The organism is Arthrobacter bussei (assembly GCF_009377195.2).
In the GTDB taxonomy this organism is placed as follows: Bacteria; Actinomycetota; Actinomycetes; order Actinomycetales; family Micrococcaceae; genus Arthrobacter_D; species Arthrobacter_D bussei.
Genome location: NZ_VJXX01000005.1, coordinates 91,010 through 103,497 on the forward strand (window position 1 = coordinate 91,010; position 12,488 = coordinate 103,497).

A 12,488-nucleotide genomic window follows, 5' to 3' on the forward strand; every position below is an offset into this window, starting at 1 on the left:
ACGATGGCGCTCATGCCGGTGGCAGAGATCGACGTCATGCCCTCCCTCGTCGTCTCACTCCTCGAGCAGCAGCACCCCGACCTCGCGGGCCTGCCGCTGCGATTCGCCGGCAACGGCTGGGACAACGCGATCTTCCGGCTCGGCGCGGACCTCCTGGTGCGGCTGCCGCGCCGCGCGGTCGCCGACCCCCTGATGGTCGAGGAACAGCGGTGGCTCCCGGGACTGACCGCAGGCCTCGAGGTGCCGACGTCGTCGCCCGTGCGGCTGGGCAAGCCCGGCGCGGGGTATCCGTGGCACTGGTCGGTGAGCCGGTGGATCGCGGGCGGGAGCGGACTCACGGCCCCCCGTGCGCTCCGGGGACCGGCGGCTGCTCCGCTCGCGCGGTTCCTCGTCTCCTTCCAGGGGCCTGCCCCGGCGAACGCCCCGGTGAGTCCCGTGGGGCGGGGCGGTCCGCTCGCTGCGCGCAACGAGATCGTGCGGGAGCGGCTGGCATCCCTTGCCGGCGATCCGGCCCTGTCCGCTGCGTGGGCTCGGGCGGTGGCTGCTCCCGCGTGGGCCGGCGTCCCGCTCTGGCTGCACGGCGACCTGCACCCCGCGAACGCGGTCCTCACGCCCGAGGGCGGGCTGGCCGGCGTCGTCGACTTCGGGGACCTCTGCTCGGGGGATCCGGCCACCGACCTCGCGGCGGGATGGCTGTTCTTCGACGCAGCCGGTCGCTCCGCGTTCCGGTCGGAGGCGGAGCGGTTGCGACCGACGGACGAGGCCACGTGGGACCGGGCGCGCGGCTGGGCCGTGAGTATCGGCAGTGCGGTGGCGGCGTCGTCCGACGATGCCCCGGATCTGCGCACGCTCGGCCGGGAGACCCTGGCGGAGGCCTGCGCCGACTGACCCGCTCCGGTGGCAGCCCGGCTCGGCGCCGGACCCGGCGGGGCTCCACGGCGGGCTCGACCGTCCGCCGCGGTCTGCCTCCGCACAGCGCTGATAGTGTTGCTGCGGGCATATCCCGCCCGGCACTCGTCCCGCTCGGAAGCCCGGCCCACTCCGCCGGAGCCGCAGCGGCATGGAAGGAACTGTCCAGTGAAGGCGCTGTACAAGTCCGGGGCACACCCCGGTTTCGAACTGGTCGACAGGCCCGAACCCGAAGCAGGGTTCGGCGAGGTCAAGATCCGCGTGATGACCACCGGCATCTGTGGCACCGACCTCCACATCGAGAGCTGGGACTCCTGGGCGCAGGGCATGATCTCGGCGCCGCTCATCCCCGGACACGAGTTCTACGGTGAGGTCGTGGCGCTCGGCGACGGCATCCGTGACGTCCGCATCGGTGACCGTGTCTCCGGTGAGGGCCACATCGTCTGCGGGACCTGCCGCAACTGCCGTGCCGGCCGCCGCCAGATGTGCATCCGCACCTCGAGCGTCGGCGTGCAGCGTGACGGCGCGTTCGCCGAGTTCGTCGTCGTCCCCGAGACCAACGTCTGGGTCCACGACGCGACCATCACCCCCGAACTCGGTGCGGTCTTCGATCCGTTCGGCAACGCCGTCCACACCGCGCTCAGCTTCCCCCTCGTCGGCGAGGACGTCCTGATCACCGGCGCCGGGCCGATCGGCCTCATGGCCGTCGCCGTCGCCCGCCACGCCGGAGCGCGGAAGATCGCGATCACGGACGTCTCGGCGCCGCGACTGGAGCTCGCCCGCGGCGTCGGTGCGGACATCGCCATCGACGTGAGCCGCATGCGGGTCGCCGACGCGCAGCGCGAGCTCGGCATGAAGGAGGGATTCGACGTCGGCATGGAGATGTCCGGCCACGCCACGGCACTGCCGGAGATGATCGACAACATGAACCACGGCGGGCGCATCGCGATGCTCGGCCTGCCCTCCGGTCCCATCTCGATCGACTGGGGCAAGGTGGTCACGCACATGCTCACCCTCAAGGGCATCTACGGCCGCGAGATGTTCGAGACCTGGTACGCGATGAGCGCCATGCTGCAGTCCAACCGGACGCTGCGCGACGCCGTCTCGTCGGTCGTCACCGACTGCCTGCCCGCCCGCGAATGGGAGCAGGGCTTCACGACAGCGCGCGACGGCGCGAGCGGCAAAGTGGTCCTCGACTGGACCACCTTCTAGGGAATCGGGAACACCATGTACTCAGCAGTCCGCGACCAGCTCGCCGGCGAACTCGACGACATCCGCACCGCCGGCCTCTTCAAGCACGAGCGCCGCATCTCGTCCCCCCAGTCCAGCCACATCACGGCCGGGGCGCTCGACGCCGGGGACGCGGAGGTCCTCAATTTCTGCGCGAACAACTACCTCGGCCTCGCCGACCATCCCGACATCATCGCGTCGGCGAAGAACGCGCTCGACGAGCGCGGATTCGGCATGGCCTCGGTCCGTTTCATCTGCGGCACCCAGGACCTCCACCTCGAGCTCGAGCGCCGGGTCTCGCAGTTCCTCGGCACCGAGGACACCATCCTCTTCTCCTCCTGCTTCGATGCGAACGGTGGCGTCTTCGAATCGCTGCTCGGCGCTGAGGACGCCGTCATCTCGGACTCCCTGAACCACGCGTCGATCATCGACGGCATCCGGCTCTCGAAGGCGCAGCGCTTCCGCTACGCCAACCGCGACATGGCCGACCTCGAGGCGAAGCTCCAGGAGGCCGCCGGGGCGCGACGCCGTCTCGTCGTGACGGACGGCGTCTTCTCCATGGACGGCTACCTCGCGCCGCTCGAGGCGATCTGCGACCTCGCCGAGCGCTACGACGCGATGGTCATGGTGGACGACTCGCACGCGGTCGGCTTCATGGGCTCCACCGGGGCCGGGACGCCGGAGCACGCGGGCGTGGCGAGCCGTGTCGACATCTTCACCGGGACCTTCGGCAAGGCGCTCGGTGGCGCCTCCGGCGGGTACGTCGCGGCCAGGGCCGAGATCGTCGCCCTGCTGCGGCAGCGCGCCCGCCCGTATCTCTTCTCGAACTCCCTCGCGCCGTCGATCGTCGCGGCGACCCTCACGGCGCTCGACCTCGTGCAGAACAGCGGGGAGCTCCGCGGAACACTCACCGCCAACGCGGCGCTGTTCCGGCGCCGGATGACGGAGGAGGGGTTCAACCTGCTCGAGGGCGAACACGCCATCATCCCGGTGATGTTCGGCGACGCCGTGCTCGCGGCGCGCACCGCCGACGCGATGCTCGCGCACGGCGTCTTCGTGACGGCTTTCAGCTACCCCGTGGTGCCCAAGGGTGCAGCGCGCATCCGCGTGCAGCTCTCCGCCGCCCACACCGACGAGGACATCGAGGCCTGCGTGCAGGCGTTCGTCGCGGCGCGCGACGACGTCTCCGCGGACGGCGCGGGGGCCGAGGACGCCGGTGCTCCGGGCGCACACGTGGGCGGCGCCTAGTCCTTCTCCGCACACCGGGAGCCCCGGCGGCCGTTCGGGGGAGCGCCCATCTAGGATGACGGCATGAGCTCCCTCGAGTGTGACGTCCTGATCGTCGGCGGCGGGATCGCCGGCCTCTCCCTCGCCTCGGCCCTCGCCCCGTTCTCCAGTGTGGTGCTGGTCGAGGCGGAGGGCACGCTCGGCTACCACACGTCGTCGCGCTCGGCCCGGCAGCTCATCCCCAGCTACGGACCCGGACCCGTCCTGGACCTGACGCGTCGAACGCTCGACCTGCTGGACGGCGTCCAGTCCTCCACCGGTTTGCCACTGACGGTGCCTCGAGCCTTCCTCCTGATCGGTACCGAGGACGAGGTCGGCGCCGCCATGAACGGGTCCATGCGCCGCGTCCCGCACGCCGAGGCCCTGGCGCTGTGCCCGCAGCTCCGCCCGGACGCCTTCACCGCAGCCGCCATCGACACGGACTGCGTCGGCACCGACACCGATCTGCTCCTCGACTACCACCGCCGCCGTGCGGGCGACGACGGCGTCATCATCCTCACGGGTGCCGAGGTCACCTCAGCGCGCTACGACGGTGCCGGCTGGAGTGTCCGGGCGGGCTACCGTCCCATCAGCGCGGAGGTCGTCGTGAACGCCGCCGGCGCCTGGGCCGACGGCCTCGCCGATGTGTGCGGCGTCGCGCCGCAGGGTCTCGTTCCCCTCCGGCGGACCGCCGCGATCGTGACGGCCACCCATGCGCCACCCGTCGGGACACCCATGGTGGCGGCAGCCGACGACGCCTTCTACTACCGGCCGGACGCCGAGGGGATCCTGATCTCCCCGTGCGAGGCGGAGCCTGCCGAGCCGGGCGACGCGCAGCCCCACCCGGGCGATGTCGAGCGTCTCATCGACCACCTGGGAACCGTCACCGATCTCGGCATCACCGGTGTCGTACGGGCCTGGACCGGGTTGCGCACGCAGCGCGCGTCCGGCCTGCCGGTCGTCGGGTTCGACGCCGCGCATCCCGGTTTCTTCTGGCTCGCCGGCCAGGGCGGCTACGGTTTCCAGACCTCCTCCGGCATCGCCGAACTCGCGACCATCCTGCTCACCGGTGCGGACCCCGAGGATCTCGGCGCCGATCCGGTCCGGATCAGGGCTGCGGCGGAGGCACTCCGCCCCGCGTGACCCCAGCTGATGTCCACGATCCGCGCAAGGAACGGGCACCGCCGGGACCCCGGATCCGGAAGCGGCGCCCGTTCCGTAGTGTGGGTCCTCGATACCGGCATGATGCCGGGAACACAGGAGCCGCCGCAGGCGGCACGGAGAACGGGAGTGCAGCATGTCGGCAGGCGGAGGCAACAAGGCGATCATCGCGGCGCTCGCGGCGAATCTCACCATCGCCGCCCTCAAGTTCCTCGCGTTCGCCCTCACGCGATCGTCGTCGATGCTCGCCGAGGGCATCCACTCGGTGGCGGACTCCGGCAATCAGGTGCTGCTGCTCGTGGGCGGCAAACGGTCGAAGCGCCAGGCGAGTGCCGAGCATCCGTTCGGGTTCGGACGCGAACGCTACATCTACGCCTTCATCGTCTCGATCGTGCTGTTCAGCGTCGGCGGGCTGTTCGCGCTCTACGAGGCCTACCACAAGTACCAGGACCCGCACCCGATCGAGGGCTCCTTCTGGTGGGTGCCGCTCGCGGTGCTCATCGGGGCGATCGTCGCGGAGTCGTTCTCCTTCCGCACCGCCATCCGGGAGTCCAACCACACCCGGGGGGACATGGGCTGGGTGCGCTTCGTCCGGACGGCCAAGGCTCCCGAGCTGCCCGTCATCCTGCTGGAGGACTTCGGCGCGCTCATCGGACTGCTGTTCGCGCTGTTCGGCGTCTCCATGACCCTCCTCACGGACAACGGCATCTGGGATGCCGCGGGGACGGCGATGATCGGCCTCCTGCTCGTGGCCATCGCCGCCGTCCTCGCCGTCGAGACCAAGAGCCTGCTGCTCGGCGAATCCGCGTCGGCGTCGGACGTGGCGAAGATCGAGGAGGCCATCGGCAACGACGGTGCCACGCACATCATCCATCTGAAGACCCTCCACCTGGGACCGGACGAGCTGCTCGTCGCCGCGAAGATCACGGTCGGGAGCCAGGAGAGCGGAGCGCAGATCGCCGCCGAGATCAACGACGCCGAACGGCGCATCCGGGCGGCGGTGCCGATCGCCACGGCCATCTACCTCGAACCGGATCTCTACATCCCCGACGCCGCGGCGACGCTCTCAGCGAACGGCAGCTCCGCCCGTACCCCGGCGTCCGGCGAAGGGAGTGGGCAGGTCTAGGATGGGCGCATGAACGTCATCGAAACACGTCTTCCCGGCATCGGAGTGCGGCGCGAGATCGTCACCGGTTCCGGGCGAAGGGTGGGCATCGTCGCCCAGCGCGACGGCGATCTCGACCTCATCATCTCCAAGGCCAATGATCCCGACGCCTGCGTCGCCTCGATCCCGCTGACGCCGGACGAGGCCGCCACCATCGGCAACCTCCTGGGTTCGCGGCAGCTCGTCGCGCAACTGACGGAGGAGCACCGGGACCTGCCGGGCGTCTCCACCCGGCAGTTCCTCATCGAGCGCGGTTCCCCCTTCGACGGTCATCCCCTCGCGGACACCCGGATGCGCTCGCGCTCCGGGGCGTCCCTCGTGGCGGTGCTGCGCTCGGGGCAGGTCCAGGCATCCCCCACGCCCGACTTCACCCTGGCCGCCGGCGATCTGCTGGTGGTGGTGGGAACCTCCGAGGGCCTCGACGCCGCGGCGGACATCCTGCGCAACGGCTGAGCCGCCCGTGCACACCACCGCCCTGACCCTGATCGAACTCGGCGCCATTCTCCTGTTCCTCGGTATCCTCGGGCGGCTCGCAGGCCGGATCGGGCTCTCGCCCATCCCGCTGTACCTGATCGGCGGCCTGTTCTTCGGGCAAGGCGGGTTCATCGAGCTCGAGGGCGTCATCGAGTTCAGCGAGGTCGCCAGCGAGATCGGCGTGGTGCTGCTCCTGCTGATGCTCGGGCTCGAGTACACGGCGAAGGAGCTGGTCACCGGCCTCCGGCAGTCCTGGCTCGCCGGGATCGTCGACTTCCTGCTGAACTTCACGCCCGGTGCGCTCGTCGCGGTGATCCTCGGGTGGGGTCCGGTCGCCGCCCTGGTGATGGGCGGCGTCACCTACATCTCCTCGTCCGGCATTGCGGCGAAGGTCATCAGCGACCTCGGCAGGCTCGGCAACCGCGAGACCCCCACCGTGCTGGCGATCCTCGTCTTCGAGGACCTCGCGATGGCCATCTACCTGCCGGTCCTCACCGCCGTGCTGGCGGGACTGAGCTTCGCGGGGGGACTCGGCACGGTCGGTATCTCGCTCCTCGTCGTCACGCTGGTGCTCGTGATCGCCCTCCGCTGGGGCAACGTGGTGTCCGCTGTGGTGGACAGCACGGACCGCGAGGTATTCCTCCTGACGCTGATCGGTGCCGCGCTCCTGGTCGCCGGTCTCGCCTCCGCGCTGCAGGTCTCGGCTGCCGTCGGCGCGTTCCTCCTCGGCATCGCCATCTCGGGGGCGACGGCGGAGAACGCCGCCCGGATCCTCGAACCCCTGCGCGATCTCTTCGCCGCCATCTTCTTCGTGGTGTTCGGGCTCAACACCGATCCGGCCTCGATCCCGCCCGTCCTCGGTTTCGCCCTGGGTCTGGCGCTGGTCACCTCGGCCACCAAGATCGCCACCGGGTGGTGGGCGGCCAAGCGGCAGGGGATCGGGCGGCTCGGCCGTGCGCGTGCAGGGACGGCGCTGGTGGCGCGGGGCGAGTTCTCGATCGTCATCGCCGGGCTCGCCGTCGCGTCGGGGGCCGTGATCCCCGAACTGGCGGCTCTCGCCACCACCTACGTCCTGCTGATGGCCGTCCTAGGCCCGGTGCTGGCCCGCCTCGCCGAGCCGGCGATGGAACTCCTCGACCGGGCTCCGAAGCGCAGGCCGAGGGCCGTGACGGCCTGACCGACGCGAAGAGATACCCCGGGCGTCATCCGCGGCCCGTGGCGGCCTGACGAGCGCGGCTGTCCGCCCCGGGCGTCAGTCCTCCAGGATGCGGCCGATCGGCTCGAGCTTCTCCGCCTGGAAGGTGTCCTCCTCGCGCCCGTACGCCCAGTAGCCGGAGAGCGACACCTGCTTCTTCTCGAGCCCCCGTCCCTTGAACAGCACGTCCCGCAGGGCCTTCATGGCACCGCGCTCACCATGGACGAAGGCGTCGACCCGGCCCTCGGGCCACGGACCGGCCGCGACGGCGTCCGCCAGGAGCGTCGTCGTCCCGGCGGCCCTGCCGTCGCGCAGCAGCCAGTGCACGGCGAGTCCGTCCGGTGCGTCGAGCGGGATGATCTCCGCGTCGCTGTCCACTTCGAGGTAGGCGTGCCCGACGGCGGTGGACGGCAGCGCATCGATGCCCGCCGCGATCGCGGGGAGTGCGGAGTCGTCGCCGACGAAGAGGTGCCAGTCCGCCGTCGGATCGGGAGACCACTTGCCGGACGGCCCCATGAGCACGAGCGTGTCGCCGGGTACGGCCGATGCCGCCCAGGGGCCGGCGATGCCGGCGTCACCGTGCACCACGAAGTCGATCGCGAGCCGCTGCGTCCCGTGGTCGAGCCAGCGGATCGTGTAGGTGCGCTTCACCGGTCGGTCGCCGGCGGGGAGCTCGTGCTTCAGCGCCGCGAGGTCGTACGGCGGGACGAGTCCCAGCTCGGGCCTCGCGAACAGCAGCTTGGCGTACTTGTCCGTCGCCTCGCACTCCTGGAGATCCGCGAAGCCCGGTCCGCCCGCGACCACCCGCACCAGGTGGGGGCTCAGCCACTGCGTCGCGACCACGGTGAGGACGGCTTGCGGCCTCGGGGGCTTGCGGGGCGCCGGGGCCTGTGGCGCCGGATCGGCGGGACCGGCAGGGTCGGGAGACGCCGAGGTGGGAGCGGGGGAGGGTGAGGACATGGGGCGGGACTTCTTTCTCGGTGGGACTTAGTCCACCCTAACAAGCCTTACCCGGCGGACGCCGGGAGTTCCGCGTGCGCTGCCGCGAGGAGCGAGCCGTCCGCGACGAGGAGCCGTGCCGCTTCGATCTCGGGAGCGAGATAGCGATCGGTTCCCGGCCCCGGGACGTCCTGCCGGAGCCGTGACCGCACGGCGCTGATGGGAGCCGAGCTGCGCAGGGCGGGGGAGCTCCCCGGAGCGTCAGCGCCGGCGGACGGGTCCGTCCAGCCCTGCAGTCCGCCGTCGCGCATGTCCAGTCCGCGCGCCGCCGTGAGGATCTCGATGGCGAGCACGCGAGTGAGGCCGTCGATCGCCCGGCGGAGCTTCAGCCCGGCCGCCCAGCCCATGGAGACGTGGTCCTCCTGCATGGCCGAGGAGGGGATGGAGTCGACGGAGGCGGGCTGGGCGAGGCGCTTGAGCTCGGACACGATGCCGGCCTGGGTGTACTGGGCGATCATGTGCCCCGAATCGACGCCGGGATCATGGGCGAGGAACGGGTTCAGCCCGTGGCTGCGGGCCCGGTCGAGGAAGCGGTCCGTGCGCCGTTCGCTCATCGAGGCGACGTCGGCGACGGCGATCGCGAGGAAGTCCAGCACGTATCCCACGGGAGCGCCGTGGAAGTTGCCGTTCGACTCGATCCGGCCGTCGGGCGTGATCACCGGGTTGTCGATGGCCGAGCCGAGCTCGATCGCGGCGACCGATTCCGCGTGCGCCAGCGTGGCCCGCGCGGCGCCGTGCACCTGGGGTGCGCACCGCAGCGAGTAGGCGTCCTGGACGCGCGTGAAGCGGTGCCGCCCCGTCGCGGACGTGAGCTGCTCGGCGATGAGCGGTGAGCCGTCCAAAAGGGCGCGGATGCGGGCGGCCGACGCCACCTGACCCGGGTGAGGACGCAGGGCATGCAGGTCCCCGGCGAAGACGGCGTCCGTCCCGAGCAGTCCCTCGACGCTCATCGCGGCGGCGAGGTCCGCCGTCGCCAGCAGCAGGTGCAGGTCGGACGCCGCGAGGACCAGCATCCCCAGCATCCCGTCCGTGCCGTTGATGAGGGCCAGCCCCTCCTTCTCGCGCAGCTCGACGGGCGTGATCCCCGCGGTGGTGAGGGCCTCGGCCGCGGGGACGAGCCGTCCCCGCGCATCCCGCACCTCGCCCTCGCCCATGAGGGCGAGGGCCACGTGCGAGAGCGGCGCGAGGTCGCCGGAGCAGCCGAGTGAGCCGTACTCGCCGATGACGGGGGTGATGCCGGCGTTGAGGAGAGCCGCATAGGTGGTGGCGACGACGGGACGCACGCCGGTGCGGCCCGTCGCGAGGGTCGAGAGCCGGTTGAGCATGAGCCCGCGCACCACCTCACGGTCCACCTCCGCGCCCGAGGATGCCGCGTGGCTCCGGATGAGGCTGCGCTGCAGCTGGGTGCGCTGCTCGAGCGGGATGTGCTTCGTGGCGAGGGCGCCGAAGCCGGTGGAGACGCCGTAGTGGGGGGTCCCGTCGTCGACCAGGGCGTCGACGACGGCACGGGAGGCGGCCATGGCGGCCGACGCGTCGGGATGGAGCTCGACGGGCGCGCCGGAACGGGCCACCGCGACGACGTCGGCGGGCGAGAGGGGGCCGGTCCCCACGATCACGGGATGCTGCACGGGAACCTCGGTTCTGCGGTCGGACCGCTATTGCCATCTGGTGAAAAGGACGTTTCAATAAGTGAAATACAGGACCGGTTCGAAAGCAAGGAGGCGGCATGGCGGAATCGTCCACCCGCACCGTAGAGCGGGCACTGGTGCTGCTCGGCGCTGTCTGCGGGGCGGGATCGATCACGCTCGCCGACGCCGCGCGCGGGACCGGGCTCTCGGCGTCGACCGCCCTGCGGCTCCTGCGCACCCTCGAGAGCACGGGCTTCGTCCGGCGGGACGGTGACGGCTCCTACCGCCCCGGGCTCCGCGTGGTCCAGCTCGGGGCTCAGGCGCTCGGGCAGGAGTCCCTCGTCTCCCTCGCCGAGCCCGCCCTCGAGCGGCTGGTGGGGCAGACGGGGGAGTCCGCCTACCTGAGCGTCCCGTCACACGACGGTCAGGGCGTGTACCTCGCCATGCGCGAGGGGACGCATTCGGTGCGCCACGCCAGCTGGGTGGGGCGCAGCATCCCGCTGGACGGCACGGCTGTCGGCGCGGTCCTGGCAGGCGCAGCCGGGCCGGACGGGTTCGTCGTCGTGCGCGACGGCGTGGAGGCCGACGTCACGGCCGTCGCCGCGCCGGTGTCCCCGGGCGGACGCGTGGTCGCGGCGATCAGCGTCGTCGTCCCCAGCTACCGCATCACCGCCACGGAGGCTCGCCGCCTGGGCGCACTCGTCGCCCGTGAGGCCGAGGACCTGCTCGCCCACATCCCGGCCGGCCCGCTCGGGCAGGACCTGACAGGAGAACCCGCATGACGACCCACGATCCCTCCCGCTCCATCCGTGCGGCCCGCGGAACGCAGCTCACCGCGAAGAGCTGGCAGACCGAGGCGCCGCTCCGCATGCTCATGAACAACCTCGACCCCGAGGTAGCCGAGCGCCCCGAGGACCTGGTGGTCTACGGCGGCACCGGCAGGGCCGCGCGCAGCTGGGAGGCGTACGACGCGATCGTGCGCACCCTCGAGACGCTCGACGACGACGAGACGCTCCTCGTGCAGTCCGGCAAGCCCGTCGGCGTCTTCCGCACGAACCCCTGGGCTCCGCGCGTCCTGCTCGCCAACTCGAACCTCGTGGGGGACTGGGCCACCTGGCCGGAGTTCCGCCGCCTGGAGGCCGAGGGCCTCATGATGTACGGGCAGATGACGGCCGGCTCCTGGATCTACATCGGCACGCAGGGCATCCTGCAGGGCACGTATGAGACCTTCGCCGCGATCGCCCGCAAGCGCTTCGGCGGCACCCTTGCCGGCACCCTGACGCTCACCGGCGGCTGCGGCGGCATGGGCGGCGCGCAGCCGCTGGCCGTCACCCTCAACGGCGGCGCCGTCCTGATCGTCGACGTCAGCGAGGCGCGCCTCCGCCGCCGCGTCGCCAAGCGCTACCTGGACACCGTGGCGGACACGCTCGACGACGCCGTCGCGCAGGTCCTCGCCGCGAAGCGCGAGAAGCGCGCTCTGTCGGTCGGCGTCGTGGGGAATGCGGCCGCCGTGTTCCCCGAACTGCTCCGCCGCGGGTTCGACGCCGACATCGTCACGGACCAGACCTCCGCGCACGACCCGCTCAGCTACCTGCCGGAGGGCATCGCCCCCGACGAGTGGGAGCGCGAATCCGCTGCGGACCCCGACGGCTTCACGAAGAAGGCCCAGGTGTCCATGGCCCTGCAGGTCGAGGCGATGGTGGGCTTCCAGGACGCAGGCGCCGAAGTGTTCGACTACGGCAACTCCATCCGCGACGAGGCTCGGAAGGGCGGCTACGGCCGCGCCTTCGCCTTCCCCGGCTTCGTGCCCGCCTACATCAGGCCGCTCTTCTGCGAAGGGCTCGGCCCGTTCCGCTGGGTGGCCCTCTCCGGGGACCCCGCGGACATCGCGGTCACCGACGCCGCCCTCAAGGAGCTGTTCCCCGACGACGTGCACCTGCACCGCTGGCTCGACGCCGCCGCCGAGCACGTCGAGTTCGAGGGCCTGCCCGCCCGGATCTGCTGGCTCGGGTACGGGGACCGCGCGAAGGCCGGGCTGCTCTTCAACCGCCTGGTCGCGGAGGGCAGGGTGTCCGCGCCGATCGTCATCGGCCGCGACCACCTCGATTCCGGCTCCGTCGCCTCCCCCTACCGCGAGACGGAGGCCATGGCGGACGGCTCGGACGCCGTCGCCGACTGGCCCCTGCTCAACGCCCTGCTCACCACGTCCTCCGGAGCCACCTGGGTGTCCATCCACCACGGTGGCGGCGTCGGGATCGGCCGGTCCATCCACGCGGGCCAGGTGTCCGTGGCCGACGGCACCGACCTCGCCGCCCAGAAGCTCGAGCGGCTGCTCACCAACGATCCCGGCATGGGGGTCATCCGCCACGTCGACGCGGGGTACGAGAGGGCACGCGAGGTCGCCTCCCAGCGTGGCGTCCGTATCCCCATGGAATCCTGAGCAGGACCACACCCGCCCCAC

Annotated in this window: 11 protein-coding genes; 9 read left to right on the forward strand and 2 right to left on the reverse strand. The window is 71.6% G+C overall.

Translation table 11 applies throughout. From position 1 onward, the window contains the following. The first annotated feature begins 3 nt into the window (after positions 1 to 3). From FNH21_RS13670 to FNH21_RS13700, 7 genes are all read left to right on the forward strand, one after another. Positions 4 to 888 (forward strand): aminoglycoside phosphotransferase family protein, encoded by an 885-nt coding sequence (locus FNH21_RS13670; RefSeq protein WP_152816629.1) that lies wholly within the window; start codon positions 4 to 6, stop codon positions 886 to 888. Positions 889 to 1,077: 189 nt separating this feature from the next. Continuing rightward, complete coding sequence (tdh, locus tag FNH21_RS13675; protein ID WP_191931983.1) at positions 1,078 to 2,121, forward strand: L-threonine 3-dehydrogenase; 1,044 nt, start codon at positions 1,078 to 1,080, stop codon at positions 2,119 to 2,121. Between the two features lie 15 nt (positions 2,122 to 2,136). Then, positions 2,137 to 3,387 (forward strand): glycine C-acetyltransferase, encoded by a 1,251-nt coding sequence (locus FNH21_RS13680; protein WP_152816631.1) that lies wholly within the window; start codon positions 2,137 to 2,139, stop codon positions 3,385 to 3,387. Positions 3,388 to 3,450: 63 nt separating this feature from the next. Next, positions 3,451 to 4,548 carry an NAD(P)/FAD-dependent oxidoreductase gene (locus FNH21_RS13685; protein ID WP_152816633.1) on the forward strand — a complete coding sequence of 366 codons (1,098 nt, stop codon included), beginning with the start codon at positions 3,451 to 3,453 and terminating at the stop codon, positions 4,546 to 4,548. A 154-nt stretch (positions 4,549 to 4,702) separates the two neighbouring features. Beyond that, the gene (locus FNH21_RS13690) at positions 4,703 to 5,692 is read left to right on the forward strand and encodes a cation diffusion facilitator family transporter (RefSeq protein ID WP_152816635.1); all 990 of its coding nucleotides are present in this window, start codon (positions 4,703 to 4,705) and stop codon (positions 5,690 to 5,692) included. Positions 5,693 to 5,701: 9 nt separating this feature from the next. After that, positions 5,702 to 6,184: a cation:proton antiporter regulatory subunit gene (locus FNH21_RS13695; RefSeq protein WP_055772741.1), complete on the forward strand. Its 483-nt coding sequence runs from the start codon at positions 5,702 to 5,704 to the stop codon at positions 6,182 to 6,184. Between the two features lie 7 nt (positions 6,185 to 6,191). Further along, a complete protein-coding gene (locus FNH21_RS13700; protein WP_191931984.1) occupies positions 6,192 to 7,382 on the forward strand; it encodes a cation:proton antiporter domain-containing protein in 1,191 nt (396 codons plus the stop codon). 75 nt (positions 7,383 to 7,457) lie between these two features. Here the strand turns inward: FNH21_RS13700 and FNH21_RS13705 are convergent, their stop codons facing one another. Further along, the gene (locus FNH21_RS13705) at positions 7,458 to 8,360 is read right to left on the reverse strand and encodes a siderophore-interacting protein (RefSeq protein WP_152816637.1); all 903 of its coding nucleotides are present in this window, start codon (positions 8,358 to 8,360) and stop codon (positions 7,458 to 7,460) included. 47 nt (positions 8,361 to 8,407) lie between these two features. Further along, positions 8,408 to 10,027, reverse strand: a complete 1,620-nt coding sequence (gene hutH / locus FNH21_RS13710; RefSeq protein ID WP_191931985.1) for a histidine ammonia-lyase — start codon at positions 10,025 to 10,027, stop codon at positions 8,408 to 8,410. Positions 10,028 to 10,125: 98 nt separating this feature from the next. Between hutH and FNH21_RS13715 the strand changes: the two genes are divergently transcribed. Together FNH21_RS13715 and hutU are read left to right on the forward strand one after the other, a co-directional pair. Continuing rightward, complete coding sequence (locus FNH21_RS13715) at positions 10,126 to 10,809, forward strand: IclR family transcriptional regulator (protein WP_152816639.1); 684 nt, start codon at positions 10,126 to 10,128, stop codon at positions 10,807 to 10,809. Then, positions 10,806 to 12,467, forward strand: a complete 1,662-nt coding sequence (gene hutU, locus FNH21_RS13720; RefSeq protein WP_152816641.1) for a urocanate hydratase — start codon at positions 10,806 to 10,808, stop codon at positions 12,465 to 12,467. The genes FNH21_RS13715 and hutU overlap by 4 nt, the downstream gene beginning before the upstream one ends. The last annotated feature ends 21 nt before the right edge of the window (positions 12,468 to 12,488 follow it).

Bases quoted from the DNA above. Each gene is read 5' to 3' on its own strand.
- hutU (WP_152816641.1), top strand. From the start codon at position 10,806: ATGACGACCCACGATCCCTCCCGCTCCATCCGTGCGGCCCGCGGAACG.
- FNH21_RS13680 (WP_152816631.1), top strand. From the start codon at position 2,137: ATGTACTCAGCAGTCCGCGACCAGCTCGCCGGCGAACTCGACGACATC.
- FNH21_RS13705 (WP_152816637.1), bottom strand. From the start codon at position 8,360: ATGTCCTCACCCTCCCCCGCTCCCACCTCGGCGTCTCCCGACCCTGCC.
- FNH21_RS13690 (WP_152816635.1), top strand. From the start codon at position 4,703: ATGTCGGCAGGCGGAGGCAACAAGGCGATCATCGCGGCGCTCGCGGCG.
- FNH21_RS13695 (WP_055772741.1), top strand. From the start codon at position 5,702: ATGAACGTCATCGAAACACGTCTTCCCGGCATCGGAGTGCGGCGCGAG.
- FNH21_RS13670 (WP_152816629.1), top strand. From the start codon at position 4: ATGGCGCTCATGCCGGTGGCAGAGATCGACGTCATGCCCTCCCTCGTC.
- FNH21_RS13685 (WP_152816633.1), top strand. From the start codon at position 3,451: ATGAGCTCCCTCGAGTGTGACGTCCTGATCGTCGGCGGCGGGATCGCC.
- FNH21_RS13715 (WP_152816639.1), top strand. From the start codon at position 10,126: ATGGCGGAATCGTCCACCCGCACCGTAGAGCGGGCACTGGTGCTGCTC.